Genomic DNA, 16,188 nt, shown 5'->3' on the forward strand with positions numbered 1-16,188 from the left:
ATTCGCTGGTATGCGGAGGCGGTGGACAAGGTCTACGGCGAAATCGCCCCCACAGACCCCAGCGCGCTGGCGCTGATCAGTCGTGAGCCCATCGGCGTGGTGGCGGCCATAGTGCCCTGGAACTTCCCGCTCTTGCTGGCCTGTTGGAAGCTGGGCCCGGCGCTGGCGGCGGGCAATTCCGTGATCCTCAAGCCCTCCGAGAAATCCCCGCTCTCCGCCATTCGTCTCGGCGCCCTGGCCAAAGAAGCCGGCCTGCCCGACGGTGTACTCAATGTGCTGCCCGGCCTGGGGCACGAGGCGGGCAAGGCGCTGGCGCTGCATCAGGATGTGGACTGCCTGACCTTTACCGGTTCTACCGGGGTGGGGCGGCTGCTGATGGAGTATGCGGGTCAGTCGAACATGAAACGCATCTGGCTCGAAGCCGGCGGCAAGAGCGCCAACCTGGTGTTTGCCGATTGTCCGGATCTGGTCAAGGCGGCGAAAGCTTCCGCCGCCGGTATCTTCTACAATCAGGGGCAGGTGTGCATCGCCGGCACCCGGTTGCTGGTGGAGGAAAGCATCAAGGACAGCTTCATGGCCGAGCTGAAAAAAGCCGCCGAGGCCTTCAAGCCGATGGATCCGCTCGATCCCGAGTCGACCATGGGCACCCTGATCGACGCCGATCATCATGGCAGCGTTTGCCGTTACATCACCGAAGGGCTGGATCAGGGCGCCGTATTGAGTCTGGACGGTCGCAGTCAGGACGGTAACTTCATGGGGCCGACCGTGCTGGAGCAGGTCAACCCGCACATGACGGTAGCCAAGGAAGAAATCTTCGGCCCGGTACTGGCGGTCACCACCTTCACCGATGAGGAAGAAGCGGTGCGCCTGGCCAACGACAGCAAATACGGCCTGGGTGCCGGGGTCTGGACCTCGGATCTGCGCCGGGCCCATCGGCTGGCCCGCAAGCTCAAGGCCGGCTCGGTATTCATTAACAACTACAATGACGGCGACATGACGGTGCCCTTCGGTGGCGTCAAGCAGAGCGGCAATGGCCGGGACAAGTCATTGCACGCGCTGGAAAAATTCACCGAACTCAAGACCACCTGGCTGGCTCTGGATTAAGGAGACGACAATGCAGCATGTAAACAGCTATTACGCCTCCTCGGCCAATCAACATGCGCCCTGGCCGCAACTGACCGACGATGTCCGCTGCGATGTGTGTGTGGTCGGCGGCGGTTACACCGGGCTCTCTACCGCGCTGTTTCTGGTCGAGGCCGGTTTCGACGTGGTGCTGCTGGAGGCCAGCCGCATCGGCTTCGGCGCCAGCGGCCGCAACGGCGGACAAATCGTCAATTCCTACAGCCGGGATATCGGGGTAATCGAATCCCGTTACGGCCAGGATACCGCCCGCATGCTGGGTAGCATGATGTTCGAGGGCGGCGACATCATTCGCAGCCGCATCGAGCAGTACAAGATCGACTGCGATTTTCGTCCCGGCGGCATCTTCGCGGCGCTCAACAAGCGGCAGCTGGAAGAGCTGAGCGCGCAAAAAGCCGACTGGGAACGTTACGGCCATCAGGATCTGGAGCTGCTGGATGCCGGTCAGGTACGCGAAGAAATAGACACAGAGGCCTATGAGGGCGCGCTGCTCGATCACCTAGGTGGTCATATTCATCCGCTCAACCTGGCGCTGGGCGAAGCCGAGGCCATACGTCAGCGTGGCGGGCGCATCTTCGAACAGTCGGCGGCCGTCGACATCAAGCACGGAGATCCGGTGACGGTGGTGACCGCCAAAGGGCGGGTAGAAGCCAATTTCGTGGTGCTGGCGGGCAACGCCTATCTCGGCAATCTGGAGCCCAAGCTGGCGGCCAAGGCCATGCCCTGCGGCAGTCAGGTGATCACCACGGAACCCCTGAGTGAAGAGCAGGCGTCACGGCTGATCCCCAACAATTACTGTGTGGAGGACTGCAACTACCTGCTGGACTACTTCCGCCTCACCGGCGATCGCCGGCTGATCTACGGCGGCGGCGTGGTCTACGGCGCCCGGGATCCGGAGGATATAGAGCGGCTGGTGGTGCCCAAGCTACTGAAAACCTTCCCCCAGCTGAAGGGCGTGAAGATCGATTATCGCTGGAGCGGCAATTTCCTGCTGACCTTGTCGCGCCTGCCCCAGTTTGGACGGCTGGAGCCCAATGTCTATTACATGCAGGGTTACAGTGGCCATGGGGTGACCTGTACCCATCTGGCGGGCAGGTTGCTGTCGGAAGTGCTCAAGGGTCAGGCCGAGCGGTTCGATGCCTTCGCCAAGCTGCCGCACCTGCCCTTCTTCGGCGGACGTCGCTTTCAGGTGCCGTTCAGCGCCATGGGGGCCGCCTACTACAGCCTGCGCGACAAGTTGGGCGTGTGAGGATTGGTTATTAACAAAAGGACAAAGGGCCAGCTCCGCCGACACGCGAAAGTAAATGACACTCGCAGTTTCAGCCTGCTGCGAACCTTCACTGGATGTTCGGTCAGGCTGAAACTGCTCGTCACGGCGAGGCAAGCTCGCCCCATGTGGGCTCAGATATGCCATCTGACAGGGATGGCGGGAATGCCGAAATGGCAGGAGCATTTTTCGGCCCTGGCGCAGACGGTCGGCTGAGCAGATCCCTTTTCCCTCTTTCAAGCTCCGGCGTTGCCTGACTGTATCGCTATCAGTTCACTCCGCTGCCTTTTTACCGCGGTCTGTATTGATATGACGACTTTTAGTTCATGTCAGAGTCACATCATGTCGCGACGAGGCGGTTTTACATGAGGTTGATGCGGCGTGGGATGATAGATGACGCATTTGCTGTTGGAAGTCGCTACAGTATTCATGTTTTTACTCTAATTCGCAGGTCGCAACCGGATGCGCCCTTTTGCTCAGGGACGACGTTTCCTTTTTGAATGAGGCGTTTTGATGAATCGACTGACTTCTATCGCATTGACTTCCGTGGTTGCCGTGACCGCCCTGAGCGGCTGTGTTGCACAGAATGAAGTGACTCAGCAGCATCGGCTGACCGGCTCTCTGTCTTATCTGTCTCGTATCGCGCTGGCACCGAACAGCGTGGCAGTGGTGACGGTGCGTGATACCTCGGTGGCCAACGGCGCCGTTATCGCCGAGCAGCGTATCGACCTCAACGGCCGACAACTGCCGATTCCCTTTACTCTGGCAGTGAATACCCAAGGCATGAAGAGCGGGGCCTACAGCCTGAGCACAGCCATTATGGAAGACGGTCAGGTGAGCTGGCGTAGTGCGCCGGTGGACGTTTCTGCCGAAGCGGGCCTGACCGAGCTGGGTAATCTGGTGTTGCAGCAGGTGAGCGAAAATGAATTGAGCGCCCTGCTGCAGGGTAGCGAGTGGCAGGTGCGTAACCTTAACGGCGTGGCCGTACCGGCGGCAGAAGAGGCCGAGGGTAGCCTGAACTTTGGTGATGACGGCCGGCTGTATGGGCGTGCCTTCTGCAACAGCTTCAACGGCAGCTATCAGGTGCAAGGCGACAAGCTCAGCACCTCAGACATGGCCAGTACCATGATGATGTGTACTCCTAAGCAGATGGCGCAAGAGCGCACCATGCTGGATATTCTGGGCCATGCTCAGCGTATCGAGCTGAAGGCCGATGGCGAGCTGGTGATCTTCGCCGCCGACGGTCGCACCCTGACTGCCAACTGATACCCATCACATTAAACATTCGATTTTTTGACTGCGATATCAATCCCGGACAAAGGGCCCGCTTCGCCGACTCGCTCAAGCACCTCCCTGTGGCGCTCAACACATGACTTCCCTGTCATGTGTTGGTCGGTGAAGCAGATCCCTTTGTCCTCCTTGAAGCTCCGGCGTGGCCTGTAGGCGCCATCTGCGGGCTACCCGGTGCTCCAGAAGAGGCAACAGAGAACGGCTCCCACGACCGTGAAATGCCAGGGACGGCATTTCCGAGCCCCCACGGATGGGTTCATGGCGTGTCGAGGGAGGCGGCTGTGTTATCTCTGATCTGAGGCCTTAATATAACCAGATCATTACTGGGATTGGTATTATGCCGAGACCAAGGGGGGTAAAACACAGTCACTATGCTGCGTTGCAGGTCGAATAAATTCGCCCCTACCGCAGGCGCACATCAATCCAGCAATAAATCGGTTCTGGCCGCCATGATGAAGTCGTTGCGGTGCAGGCCGTTGATGGCGTGGGTCCACCAGGTGACGGTGACCTTGCCCCATTCCAGGGTGATGGTGGGGTGATGAAACTCGCTTTCCGCCAGCTCGGCCACCTTGTTGGTAAAGGCCCAGGCCAGTTTGAAGTTCTTGAATTTGAATTCCCGCTCCAGCTGCAGCACCCCGTCCCGGGCCATCGGAGCCCAGTCCGGCAGATTTTTCATCAGGGCGGCCAGCTCGGCATCGCTGACTTTGGGGGCATCGGCCCGGCAGGCCTCGCAGTGTTGTTGGGCAAGTTCGGTCATGTTTACTCCTTTAACTGGCGTTTTGTCTGGCTGGAAAGGTGGGGGCAAACAGCCCCAGGCCGCGGGCTTTTTGCACCTCGGCCATGATGTCCATCTCGGCGATGGCAAAGAGATCGTCGATGGAGTCGAGTACATAATAGACCGGCTGCATGATATCGATACGATAGGGGGTGCGCAGCACATCCAGTATATCGAAAGGGCGAAACTCGGGCATGTCCGACTCGAAGACATGGCGGGTTTCGCCCGGCGAAGACAAGATGCCCCCGCCGTAGATACGGCGTCCGCTCGGGGTGTTGAGCAGGCCGAATTCCACGGTAAACCAGTACAGCCGTGCCAGAAACCCCCGATCTTTGGGGCTGGCATCGCGTCCCAGCTGGCCGTAGGTATGGGTAAAGCGGGCGAAAGCCGGGTTGGTGAGCAGGGCGCAGTGGCCGAACAGCTCGTGAAAGATGTCCGGCTCCTGCAGGTAGTCCAGCTCCTGACGGCTGCGAATAAAGGTGGCCACCGGAAAACGCCGGTTGGCCAGCAACTCGAAGAAGCGGTCGAAGGAAATCAGCGCCGGCACCCGGCCGACCTGCCAGCCGGTGGCGGGCTCCAGCACCCGGTTGATGTCGTCGAGCTGGGGAATGCGGTCGTGCGGCATTGCCAGTCGGGCCAGGCCTGCCATGTATTCATCACAGGCCCGCCCTTTCACGCACGCCAGTTGGCGCTCGATCAGGGTGTGCCAGATGGCATTTTCTTCACCGCTGTAATGGATGACACCATCAGAGTCCGGTTTGCGGGCCACATATCGGGTCGCGTTCATCGGGCGTTCCCACCTCTCAATCAATCTCAGTCTCTAATGTAGAGAGGTGGCAGACGATTGAGAAGGACAACGCCCGAGCCGGGTTTACAGCAATCGTAACTATAAGTTTACAGTTTGCGATTATTTGACCGTGGCCAGATCAACGTCGAACACCTGCGCCAGATAGGCCAGGTAGCCGGGATCTTCGCACATGGCCTTACCCGGGCTGTCCGACAGCTTGGCCACCGCCTGACCGTTACAACTGGTCATCTTGAGCACTATGTTGATGGGCGAATGGCTCATGATGTCGTTGGTCAGGTGAGTGCCGATACCGAAGGCCGGACGGCATTGGTCGCGAAATTGCCGGTACAGATCCAGGGCGCTGTGCATGGTCAGGCCATCGCTGTAGACCAGGGTCTTGCTGCGCGGATCTATGTTCATGCGGCGATAGTGGGCCAGGGCCTTTTCGGTCCATTCCACCGGGTCGCCGGAGTCCTGACGCAGGCCGTCGAACAGCTTGGCAAAGTAGAGATCGAAGTCGCGCAGAAAGGCGTCCATGCCCACCACATCGGTCAGTGCTATGCCGAGCTGGCCCCGGTATTCGTGCACCCAGGCTTCCAGCGCCATCTTCTGGCTGTCGATAAGCCGGGGCCCCAGAGCCTGAAAGGCCTGCATGAATTCATGGGCCAGGGTGCCGACCGGCTTGAGCCCCAGTCGTCGGGCCAGATCCAGGTTGCTGGTGCCGGCAAACTGCACCGGTAACTGCCGGGCGAGTTCGGTCACCACTTCTTGCTGCCAGGCGCGGGAATAGCGACGGCGGGTACCGAAGTCGGAAAAGCGGAAGTCTTCATTATCCGGGCTGTCTTGCACCAGGCTGATTTTGTCCTGCAGCCTGGTCCGGACCTGTTGCCAGTCGGGTTTGGGGTGATGGTGCCGGCAATAGACCTCGCTGATGATCGCCAGCAGCGGCACTTCGAACAGTATGGTGTGCAGCCAGGGCCCCTGGATTTTCAGGTCCAGCTGACCCTGGTGGCAACTCAGGTGGATAAAGCGTCGATCCAGCCGGAACAGCCGCAGAAAGTGAATGAAGTCGGGTTTGATGTAATCGAGCCGGCCCAGATAGGCGAGCTCGTCTTCGGTCAGGCGCAGCTGACAAAGGTGCTCGATTTCGGCTTCGATCTCTTCGACGCAGTCGCCGAAGTCCAGCTGCAGGTTACGGCTGCGAAAGCGATATTCCACCTCGGCGGCCGGGTACTGATGCAATACCGTCTGCATCATGGTGAACTTGTACAGGTCGGTGTCGAGCAGAGAGCGAATAACGGGCTCAGTCATCAGTCTGCTCCAGCTGGGCGCTGTCGTGCACGAAATGGGCGCCGTGCTGGAGCATTTCGGCCATGGCATGTCGGCTGGACTCATCCGCCACGCCGCGGATGGCGGAGCGGTTCACCACCACGTTGAAGCCGGCGTCCAGCAGTTGCAGCACGGTATGGCGCACACAGTAATCGGTGGCCAGGCCGCCGACCAGTACCGTGTTGACCTTGTTACTGTGCAGAAACTCGATAAGTCCTGTGCTCATGCGCCCGGCCAGGTCGTGATAACAGGCGCCGTAGGGGTGCATGTCCGGCTCCACGCCTTTCCACACGAAAAAGTCGTAGTCGGCCGGGTGGGGCAGGCCGTCCAGCAGCTCGAAGCCTCGGGTGCCGGGCACCGCATGGCGGGGCCAGCGAATGTCCATGTTGGCGCCTGCCACCGGACTGAATGGCGGATGCTGATCGCTGCTGATCCACAGGGCCTGAGGTGAGTGGGCATCTTTGGATCCTAGCCGCCAGCCGGCAAAGTTGGCCTGGCGATTAAGCTCGTCGGCAATGGTATCGCCGCCGGGTACCGGCAGTTCGTCCGGACAGGCCGGCGTAAAGGTATATTGAGCATCTACATCCAGGCTGGCGACCCGGTTTTTGGCGGGTAATTTCATACTCCACCTCCTATGGTTATGCATGAACCGCAGACCCTTGTGCGGCGCCGTTTTAGTATTGTTTTTGATTGAGTCTAGGGGGGATTTGGTTCAGTATCGCCCCATCAGGGGTATATTCCCCATTATCAGCCCAAAGGTGAACAACATGAGCGATAGCCACCAGCAAAATTACCAGCGTTTTCTCGATGAAGTCACAGCCAACCGGGTGATGTGGGGGCTGCGCTTCGGCGAGGAGTGGGTCGTTTGCGACTCGTCCGAGTTTGAAGATACCGAAGTCATGCCGGTGTGGTCTACCGAGAATGAAGCAAAAGTGCAGTGTGTAGACGAATGGGCTGAGTATGAACCCTTCGAAATCACCCTGCCCGAGTTTCTCGAAGTCTGGGTAGAAGACATGTCCGAAGACGGCGTACGCATCGGTCCCAACTGGGATGCCGAGCTGGACGGTATCGAGCTGGACGTGCTGGAGCTGGTGAAAGCGCTGGCCTGATCGAATACCCCTTGGGTTAAAAGCCTGCCCGGCTCCGTCCGGGCAGGCTTTTTTGTTGTATCCGTGCCGCCGGCCAATATTGTCAGTTTGGATAATAGCCGGCTGCTCCCGACCAGATAGAGGATGTGATGCCAGCCTTGTCTCCCTATGCCGCCTATCGGCAGGCGATTGAGTCCGGTTTTAAAGATGACGCGGCCCAGCACGGGGCCGCCGAGTGTCTGGAACGCTGCTATCGGCAGCTGCAGGCCGGCGAGTCGCATATTGGCGGCGTCTATCTGTGGGGGCCTGTGGGGCGGGGCAAGACCTGGTTGATGGACCGCTTCTACCTGGGCCTGACGGTGCCGGCGAAGCGGCTGCATTTTCATCACTTCATGCGCTGGGTACACAAGCGGTTGTTTCAGCTCACCGGGCAGGAAGATCCCCTCACCTTGCTGGCGAAAGAGCTGGCGCTTGAGGTACGAGTGCTGTGTCTGGACGAGCTGTTCGTCAGCGATATCGGCGATGCCATGCTGCTGGGCCGCTTGCTGCAACAGCTGTTCGAGCAAGAGCTGGTGCTGGTTACCACCTCGAATCAGCCGCCCGACGGCCTTTATGCGGAGGGCTTTAATCGCGAGCGCTTTCTGCCGGCGGTCGCGGCCATGAACCGCCATATGCAGTTGGTGAGCGTGGACGGCGACGAAGATCACCGGCTGCACCCGGGTCGGTTGCAACCCCGCTACTGGATAAACCAGTCCGATGCGCTGGCGGCGGTATTCGCGACGCTAACGCAGGAGGAAGAAAGGCCGGAGGAGGGAAGCTTGGCGCCATTATTGCTCGGCCATCGGCAGATAAGGGTGATGCAACGCTCTGCTGGTGTGCTCTGGTGTCGTTATCGCGACCTGTGCGAACAACCGCTGGCGGCGCCGGACTTCATCGAGCTGTGCGACCGCTTTCATCATATTCTGCTGGGCGAGGTGCCCAGGCTCACCGGCACCGGGCAACAAACCGCCATCGCCCGCGGCACCGAGGACGGCATAGCGCAGGTGGCGGCGGGAGATCGCCAGTTACCGGTGTTGTCTCGACAAGACGACGGCGTGCGGCGCTTTATCGCCCTGGTCGACGAGTGCTATGACCGCGGCATTCCGCTTTATATTGAAGCGGCGGTGCCTCTGAGCGAGTTATACACCCAGGGTGCGCTGGCCTTTCCCTTTCGCCGCACCCTGAGCCGATTGCAGGAGATGCAGTTGCAACGGTTTGGCGAGTGATGCCTCACGCCTCACGGCTGGGGCGGATAATTCTGCAGTAGCTCCACGACCTGCTGTTCGATGCGTCGGCTGCGCTCGGCACCATTGATATTCTCGGCGGGAAAGGCCTTGGGGTGTTTGCTGCGCCACAGTACCTTGCCGCTGTGCGGTTGTGTCAGCCACAGCTCCAGTCTCTGCTGACGCACGGCGCCATAGACTCTTTCCTCATCATCCCAAAAGTCCCCATGGCGGGAGAGCATGCGCGGCATTGTGGTCAGCAGTCGGGTTTCTTGCAGCAATTGATAATGCAGCCATAACGAGGCCTGATCCGGTGTGGTCAGGCGCAGGCCGCGAGCCGGCAACATGGCTTCGGCCGCCGTACCGATACGAGCGCCATCGAGCGAGTGAGTATCGCTGTCGGGCGCCAGCGCCACGCTGGTGAAGTTTTGGAAGTTGGTGTCTTCGGCATAGTCGTAGGGGGCGGCACAACCGCTCAGCAGCAGTGTCAGGGCGAACAGGCGCAAGATGAACATGAGCAGAACTCCGATCGGGAGTGGTACCTTATTTACTCCCGATCGGGTTGAAAAAGCAAGGGCAGCACCGGGCTATTCGGCGCTGCCTGCCTCCGGCTGCGGACTCCAGTTGCTTGCGCTACTCTTTGACCGCTTTGGCATCGGTACCTCGCAACAGGGAAGCCATGGGTTGCTCGCCGAGCACCCGGATATCCACCTGCTGGTGCGGTATCTTGATGTTGTGCTGGCGCAGCCGGGTCAGCAGCAGGTTATGCAGCTCGTGGGTCATGGGCATGCGGTGGCTCATGTCTTCCACATAGACCCGTACCTCGTAGACCAGCGCCGAGTCGGTCAGCTCCACCAGGTACACTTCTGGCGCCGGGTTCTCCAGGATCCGGCTGCATTCGCTAATGGCTTCGTGGGTGATGCGCCGCACCAGTTCTATGTCGGTGTCGAGCCGTACTCGTACCATCAGCCTGACCCGGGTGATGGCATCGGACAGCGACCAGTTGACGAACTGCTCTGTGATGAAGGCCTTGTTGGGCACTATGATCTCGCGTCTGTCCCAGTCCACTATGGTGGTGGCGCGGGTCTTGATCTTGGAGATGCTGCCGGTCAGCTCGCGAATGGTCACGGTGTCGCCGATACGGATCGGTTTTTCAAACAGTATGATCAGGCCGGAAACAAAGTTGGCGAAGATCTCCTGCAGACCAAAGCCCAGGCCCACCGACAGCGCCGCCACCAGCCACTGGGTCTTGGACCAGTCGATGCCGAGCATGGCGAAGGTGGTGAAGGCGCCGATTATCAACACCAGATACTTGGAGATGGTGGTAATGGCGAAGCCGGAACCCGGTGACAAGTCCAGATGCTGCAGCACGCTGAGCTCCATCAGACCCGGCAGGTTGCGGGCTGTTATCCAGGTCAGCACCACCACGAACAGTGCAATCACCAGATCCTTGAGCGAGATGGGCAACAGGGCGTCTTCCCCGGCCAGGGAGCTGGAGACCTGCCATACTTCTATGCTGTCGAGGAAGCTGAAGGCGGTATTGATCTCGGACCACAGCAGCATCAGGCTGAGAATATAGCCCAGCATCAGCGCCGAACGCAGCAGCCCCAGAGACTGAGCGCTGATGGTGTCCAGATCCACCTCGTCCACGGCGGCAGCTTCCGCCTCGGGGCTGGTCGGATTATCTGTGCTTTCCTCTTTTTCCTTGCGCTGGGCCAGTATTTCGGCCCGTCGGGTCTTGGCCCGATCGAAGGCCAGCCGCCGGCGCTGGATCAGCATCCAGCGGCGCACCAGGTTGTAGAACATCAGAAAACTCATGCCCACCAGCACCGAGATTTCCAGCTGGCGCAGCAGGGTATGGGCGGTGAACAGATAGCCCATTATGGTGGCGACCAGGGCCAGCAGGGGCGCTAAGATCAGCAGCCCCCACAGCATATGGTTGACCAGAGTCAGTTGTTCCTGTCGGGGTGGCGAGACCAGTAGCGGCAGGTCTTCCCGATACAGGCGCCAGGAAAACAGACTGGTCAGCAGGCAGATCACCACAAAGCTGAACCGCCCCAGGGTGTCATACAGGGAGAACTCCCGATATTCCTGAGCCACATAAAACACCAGCAAGGCGGGCAGCAGCGCCAGCATCAGGGTCTGGAACTGGCGCCAGACCCGCCGCACCCGATCATGGGGCAAGTTGAAGTGCACCACCAGTAGCCCCTTGCTCATCATCAGGTTGCCGGCGAATAGCAGGATAAATACGGGCAGCATCAGCTGATGCAAGGCATCCGCCAGGGCGACCACTACCTGCGGAGCCCAGGGCGAGTCGATCGCATTGCCGAGCAGCGACAGCAGGGCCGGTATCGGCATGGCGGTCAGCAGACTGAGCAGCAGGGTATTGAAGGTGTAGTCGTATCTGTCCTGGGTCACGTTGCCGATATTGGGGCTAATTTTGTCCAGATAGGCGCGCAGGCTGCGGCGGCTCAGGATCCACAGATAGACAACCAGTAGCGAGCTGAGACCATAGAGGGTCAGGCTGGCGCCGCCTTGCTGTAGCAGCGTCTGGGGTAGGGCGGTCCAGGTCGAGAGCGTCAGCAGCCAGCCCAAGGTTTCCATCAGTGCCGCCGGAAACTGGCTGCCGATGGGACGCAAGTCCGGTAGCCAGAACAGGCGCTCGTCGGTGAGGGCTCGAATCTCCTGCAGTTGGCTGTTTTGCCGGCTGTAGGCGACTTTCAGGCGGGTCTGTTCATGGATCTGATTGTCGGTGGCGCTGATCAGTCGTTCCAGCAGCCGACGCTGGGTAGATAGCAGTTCGTCGATCTGCATCCGCTGCAGCTGGGTGATCCCCTGAGCCTTGTCGCTCAGCAATAACTCGGTGCGGTAGTTGTTGTTTCTCAGATTATCGAGCGATTCCTGATAGCCATATTTGTCGACCCGGCTTTGTACGATACGGGCCTCGAGCTGGGGCAGGGAATAGGGGGAGGGCAGCTCGCTCAGGCGGGTGCGCAGATTTTCACCAAAACCACGGCTGACCTGCAACCACTCCAGCTGTTCCTTGAGGTTGACCTTCATGTCGGCCAGCTCGGAGGCGGCCCGCTCCACCGCCTGATATTCCAGCTGCAGCGATTCCACTTCCCGGCTTTTTTCACTCAGCAGGCCGGACAGGCGCTGGTTGGCCGCCTGTTGTTCGGCCAGCAGCAGAGAGTCAGTTTCCACTTCATCCAGCAGCCGATCACTTTCCGCAATGGCCGCTTCCGTGGTGGCGCGTCGCAACTCGTTCTGGCGATTCTGCAGGGCCTCTATGGTGACGTCCAGGTCCTGTACCTGGCGTTGCAGTATATCCAGCTTCAGCCGGTTGATACTGTCTCGGTTACCGGAAGACAGTTGTTCCAGTTCCAGCGTCTGGATCCGGCGTTGCAGGCTCTGTTCTCGCGCCATGATGAGGATGCGAGTGGCGGTTTGTTGTCGCCCCTGGCTCTCGACAAATTGCAGCTTATCCAGAGATTGCTGGGTGCTACGCAGTTGTTGACGCAGATCGTCGAGCAAGTCGTGCAGGCCGCTGTTGCTCAGTTCCTGCAGGTTGAGGGCGTTGGTCAGCTCCTCACGCTGGCGCCTGAGTTCGAGCCGTTTGGCCTGCACATCCACCAGAGCCTGTTGCACCGCTTCTTCATCCAGCTGGGGAATATCACCGGTATCCGTCGGCTTGAGTCTGGCCTGCTGTCGTTCCAGCTTCTTGAGTTCGGCCGGATATTCATCCATGAATTTCTTGAGATCTTTGGCCTGTTGTTTATAACGATCGCCTTCGCGCACCAGCTGCAGGGCCTGGTTATAATCGTCGCGCAGCTTCTTCAGTTCGGGTTTATCACCCTCGGGGACTTCCGACAGCAGAGCTTCGATATCGGCAACGCTCTGATCGGCCAACAGGGGGGCTGGGAATAGTAATGCTAACAACAACAGGATGGGCGCAAACACGGTTGGCTCTCAACAAAAAGAAAATTCAGGCCGCGGCCATCGACTCTGGCCGCGGCTATTCAGGTTAATCCTGATTCAGTTTGCCAAACTCGGTTCCCATACGAGTAGGGGTGCCGGGCAGCAAGTGTTCAGACAGTGTAACTTTGCCGGGAGCAAACAAACAGACCACGGTGCTGCCCAGTTTGAAGCGGCCCATTTCGTCGCCTTTGGCCAGACGGGGAGCGGTGGCCGGATCGTAATCCCAGCGCTGAATCCGCTTGCCTGCAGGCGGTGTCACTGTGCCGGCCCAGACGGTTTCGATGCTGGCAACGATAGTCGCCCCCACCAGTACCAGTGACATGGGGCCGGCCGGAGTATCGAAAATACACACCACCCGCTCGTTGCGGGCAAACAGCTCGGGCACGCGGGAGGCGGTCAGCGGGTTGACCGAAAAGAGTTCTCCTGGCACGTAAATCATGGTTTTCAGCACGCCGTCTACCGGCATGTGAATGCGGTGATAGTCCTTTGGCGCCAGATAGATGGTGGCGAAGTCGCCGCCCATGAAGGGTTCGGCCAGCGCCTTGTCGCCCCCCAGCAAGGCTCGGGCGCTATAGTCGTGGCCCTTGGCCTGGATAATACGGCCCTGAGAGATGGGCGCGAGCTGGCTGATGGCGCCGTCCACCGGCATGGCGAGCACTTGTTCGCCGGACACCAGTGGGCGGGCGTCTTCTTTCAGGGCACGGGTAAAGAAGTGGTTGAAGCTGGCATAGTGGGCCGGATTTTCATGCCGGGCTTCGCTCATGTCCACCTGATACTGGCGGATGAAGCGACGGATCAGCCACTGGGTCAGCTTGCCGCCTTCCATCGCGGCCAGGCGGCCAATGAGGCGGGACAGCAGGTGTTTGGGGAGCAGATATTGCAGCAGAATTTTCAAATGGTCTGTCATGGTGATTCCGAAAAATGACGGTGATAATCAGGCTGTAGGATGATGGCGCGTGGGTTTGTCGGCCATGGCATCCATGATGCGCATATAGCTCTCGAAGCGTTCGGGATGAATGCGTCCCTCTTCTTTCGCTTGCTGCAACAGGCAACCAGGATCGGTTCGATGCTTGCAGTCGCGAAAGCGGCAGCCACCGAGGTAGTCCCGAAACTCGCGGAAACACCAGGCCACTCGTTCCGGAGCCAGATGCCACAGCGAGAACTCACGAATACCGGGAGAATCGATAAGCGAGCCGCCGGACGGAAAATGATAGAGGCGAGCGGTCGTGGTGGTGTGCTGGCCCAGCCCGGAGTTGTCGGACACGGCGCCGGTGACGGCTTCTACTTCGGGCATCACCGCATTGACCAGCGAAGATTTACCCACCCCGGACTGACCGACGAAGATGCTGGTATGGTTGTTGAATGCCAGCTTGAGTTCTTCCAGACCTTCGCCGGTATCACAACTGACCAGCAACACCTGATAACCGATATCGCGATAACGCTGCAGTGCCAGCTCGGCCTGTTGGCGCTGTTCCGCGCTGAGCAAGTCGACCTTGTTCAGCACTATCATCGGCGGCATTTCGACATCTTCGGCTGCTACCAGGTAGCGATCTATCACGTGACAGCTCAACTCGGGCAACACCGATGACACCAGCACTATCTGGTCAATATTGGCGGCGACCGGCTTGATGCCGTCGTAGAAGTCGGGACGAGTCAGCACGGTTTGCCGGGGATGCACCGCTTCTACCACGCCGCTGATGCCCTGGCTGGTATCGAGACCCGGGCGCCAGACCACGCGATCGCCGGTGACCAGTGACGACAGGGTGCGCCGCATGTTACAGCGATGGATCTGCCGTTCACCGTCTTCAATATCGGCATGCTGACCGAACCGGCTGATCACCAGCCCATCCTGCTGGGGGCCGAGCTGGCTGTCATCTATGGTGTCTGCCGGCTTGCGCTTCAGGCGGCGACTGTGATTATCACTGACCCGTCGAGACTGGCCTTTGCTGAGTTTTCTTCTCTTGGTCACGATATCCTCGAACCTGCTTTCATTGCCGGCTATGATACACTTTCCCGTTAGAACTTGTCCCTATTGCCACCGAGCTTCGAGAGATAACATGAGCCAAAACGCAGAAAACCTGGTCTGGATCGATCTGGAGATGACCGGCCTGGAGCCGGATGAACACAAGATTATTGAAATCGCCAGCATCATTACCGACAAAGAGCTGAACGTGCTGGCCGAAGGGCCGGTGTTGGCTATCCATCAAAACGAGGCCGAACTGGCCAAGATGGACGAGTGGAACGTGCGTACCCATACCGGCTCCGGGCTGGTGGCGCGGGTACAGGCGAGCACCGTCAGCGAGGCCGACGCGGTGGCGCAGACGCTGGCGTTTTTGCGTGAATGGGTACCGGAGTTGGCGTCGCCACTGTGTGGCAACTCCATCGGTCAGGACCGGCGTTTTCTGGTTCGGCACATGCCGACGCTGGAAGCCTTCTTTCATTACCGCAATGTGGACGTCAGCACCGTCAAGGAACTGGTGCGTCGCTGGCAGCCGGCATTACTGGAGCAATTCACCAAGAAAGGCAGTCATCAGGCACTGGATGATATTCGCGAGTCCATCGCCGAACTGCAGTTCTACCGGGAGACGGTGTTCAAAATCTGAGTGCTTTTTATCCTTTTGCCGATGTTTTCGCCAAACGGAATGCAAGTGAGAAAAAAATCTTGCATTCGATTAATCGGCTCGTATAATTCGCCTCCCGTAGCCAGTCGCAATTGTGAAGCAAGCCGCTGATTACTACAGGTTATACAGAGTGCGGGAATAGCTCAGCTGATAGAGCTTAACCTTGCTGAAGTTGATGAGGGTTGCGACGCGGCCCCATGCACAGAGTTAAAAGATTATTGCGGGAATAGCTCAGCTGGTAGAGCACAACCTTGCCAAGGTTGGGGTCGCGAGTTCGAATCTCGTTTCCCGCTCCAAATTGAAAACATGGGTTACCAGACCGGTGTTTTAAAAAGTTAAAAAGTGTTTTGCGGGAATAGCTCAGCTGATAGAGCTTGACCTTGCTGAAGTTGATGAGGGTCGCGACGCGGCCCCATCACAGAGTTAAAGATTACTGCGGGAATAGCTCAGCTGGTAGAGCACAACCTTGCCAAGGTTGGGGTCGCGAGTTCGAATCTCGTTTCCCGCTCCAAATTGAAAAACATGGGTTAGCAGACCGGTGTTTTAAAAAAGTTAAAAAGTGTTTTGCAGGAATAGCTCAGCTGCTAGAGCTTAACCTTGCTGAAGTTGATGAGGGTCGCGACGCGGCCCCATGCACAGAGTTAAAAAGTG

Annotated in this window: 14 protein-coding genes and 2 tRNA genes; 8 read left to right on the forward strand and 8 right to left on the reverse strand. The window is 58.9% G+C overall.

Annotated features, from left to right (window positions below):
- The 3 genes from UN63_RS14965 to UN63_RS14975 form a co-directional block, all read left to right on the forward strand.
- Positions 1-1,104, forward strand: a 1,104-nt coding sequence (locus UN63_RS14965) for an aldehyde dehydrogenase family protein (RefSeq protein WP_104488058.1), incomplete at its 5' end; no start/stop codon positions are given.
- Positions 1,105-1,114: 10 nt separating this feature from the next.
- The gene (locus UN63_RS14970) at positions 1,115-2,389 is read left to right on the forward strand and encodes an NAD(P)/FAD-dependent oxidoreductase (protein WP_104488060.1); all 1,275 of its coding nucleotides are present in this window, start codon (positions 1,115-1,117) and stop codon (positions 2,387-2,389) included.
- Between the two features lie 531 nt (positions 2,390-2,920).
- Positions 2,921-3,673 carry an META domain-containing protein gene (locus tag UN63_RS14975; RefSeq protein ID WP_104488063.1) on the forward strand — a complete coding sequence of 251 codons (753 nt, stop codon included), beginning with the start codon at positions 2,921-2,923 and terminating at the stop codon, positions 3,671-3,673.
- A 442-nt stretch (positions 3,674-4,115) separates the two neighbouring features.
- Here the strand turns inward: UN63_RS14975 and UN63_RS14980 are convergent, their stop codons facing one another.
- The 4 genes from UN63_RS14980 to UN63_RS14995 form a co-directional block, all read right to left on the reverse strand.
- Positions 4,116-4,454: a 4a-hydroxytetrahydrobiopterin dehydratase gene (locus tag UN63_RS14980; RefSeq protein WP_104488065.1), complete on the reverse strand. Its 339-nt coding sequence runs from the start codon at positions 4,452-4,454 to the stop codon at positions 4,116-4,118.
- A gap of 10 nt (positions 4,455-4,464) precedes the next feature.
- A complete protein-coding gene (gene phhA / locus UN63_RS14985; protein WP_104488068.1) occupies positions 4,465-5,259 on the reverse strand; it encodes a phenylalanine 4-monooxygenase in 795 nt (264 codons plus the stop codon).
- 120 nt (positions 5,260-5,379) lie between these two features.
- Positions 5,380-6,570 carry a nicotinate phosphoribosyltransferase gene (pncB, locus tag UN63_RS14990; RefSeq protein WP_104488069.1) on the reverse strand — a complete coding sequence of 397 codons (1,191 nt, stop codon included), beginning with the start codon at positions 6,568-6,570 and terminating at the stop codon, positions 5,380-5,382.
- Entirely contained in the window at positions 6,563-7,210 is a 648-nt protein-coding gene (locus UN63_RS14995; protein ID WP_104488071.1) for an isochorismatase family protein, read from the reverse strand. Before UN63_RS14995 ends, pncB begins: the two co-directional genes overlap by 8 nt.
- Positions 7,211-7,355: 145 nt before the next feature.
- On the opposite strand from UN63_RS14995, the gene UN63_RS15000 reads away from it, so the two are divergent.
- Both UN63_RS15000 and zapE read left to right on the forward strand, forming a co-directional pair.
- Positions 7,356-7,697 (forward strand): DUF2750 domain-containing protein, encoded by a 342-nt coding sequence (locus UN63_RS15000; RefSeq protein WP_104488073.1) that lies wholly within the window; start codon positions 7,356-7,358, stop codon positions 7,695-7,697.
- 128 nt (positions 7,698-7,825) lie between these two features.
- Complete coding sequence (gene zapE / locus UN63_RS15005) at positions 7,826-8,941, forward strand: cell division protein ZapE (RefSeq protein ID WP_104488076.1); 1,116 nt, start codon at positions 7,826-7,828, stop codon at positions 8,939-8,941.
- A gap of 11 nt (positions 8,942-8,952) precedes the next feature.
- Here the strand turns inward: zapE and UN63_RS15010 are convergent, their stop codons facing one another.
- The 4 genes from UN63_RS15010 to rsgA all read right to left on the reverse strand — a co-directional run bounded on the left by UN63_RS15010 (position 8,953) and on the right by rsgA (position 14,885).
- Positions 8,953-9,453, reverse strand: coding sequence for a DUF4136 domain-containing protein (locus UN63_RS15010; RefSeq protein ID WP_229793441.1), 501 nt, complete (start codon positions 9,451-9,453; stop codon positions 8,953-8,955).
- Between the two features lie 118 nt (positions 9,454-9,571).
- Positions 9,572-12,898, reverse strand: a complete 3,327-nt coding sequence (mscM, locus tag UN63_RS15015) for a miniconductance mechanosensitive channel MscM (RefSeq protein WP_104488078.1) — start codon at positions 12,896-12,898, stop codon at positions 9,572-9,574.
- A gap of 64 nt (positions 12,899-12,962) precedes the next feature.
- Complete coding sequence (gene asd, locus UN63_RS15020; RefSeq protein ID WP_104488081.1) at positions 12,963-13,823, reverse strand: archaetidylserine decarboxylase; 861 nt, start codon at positions 13,821-13,823, stop codon at positions 12,963-12,965.
- 27 nt (positions 13,824-13,850) lie between these two features.
- Positions 13,851-14,885 (reverse strand): small ribosomal subunit biogenesis GTPase RsgA, encoded by a 1,035-nt coding sequence (gene rsgA / locus UN63_RS15025; protein ID WP_104488083.1) that lies wholly within the window; start codon positions 14,883-14,885, stop codon positions 13,851-13,853.
- An 88-nt stretch (positions 14,886-14,973) separates the two neighbouring features.
- Between rsgA and orn the strand changes: the two genes are divergently transcribed.
- The 3 genes from orn to UN63_RS15040 all read left to right on the forward strand — a co-directional run bounded on the left by orn (position 14,974) and on the right by UN63_RS15040 (position 16,048).
- Positions 14,974-15,519: an oligoribonuclease gene (orn, locus tag UN63_RS15030; RefSeq protein WP_104488085.1), complete on the forward strand. Its 546-nt coding sequence runs from the start codon at positions 14,974-14,976 to the stop codon at positions 15,517-15,519.
- Positions 15,520-15,757: 238 nt separating this feature from the next.
- Positions 15,758-15,833 (forward strand) — tRNA-Gly (locus UN63_RS15035).
- A 139-nt stretch (positions 15,834-15,972) separates the two neighbouring features.
- Positions 15,973-16,048: transfer RNA gene (locus tag UN63_RS15040), tRNA-Gly, on the forward strand.
- Positions 16,049-16,188 lie beyond the last annotated feature (140 nt).

Source organism: Oceanisphaera arctica (assembly GCF_002936955.1).
GTDB classification, from domain to species: domain Bacteria; phylum Pseudomonadota; class Gammaproteobacteria; order Enterobacterales; family Aeromonadaceae; genus Oceanimonas; species Oceanimonas arctica.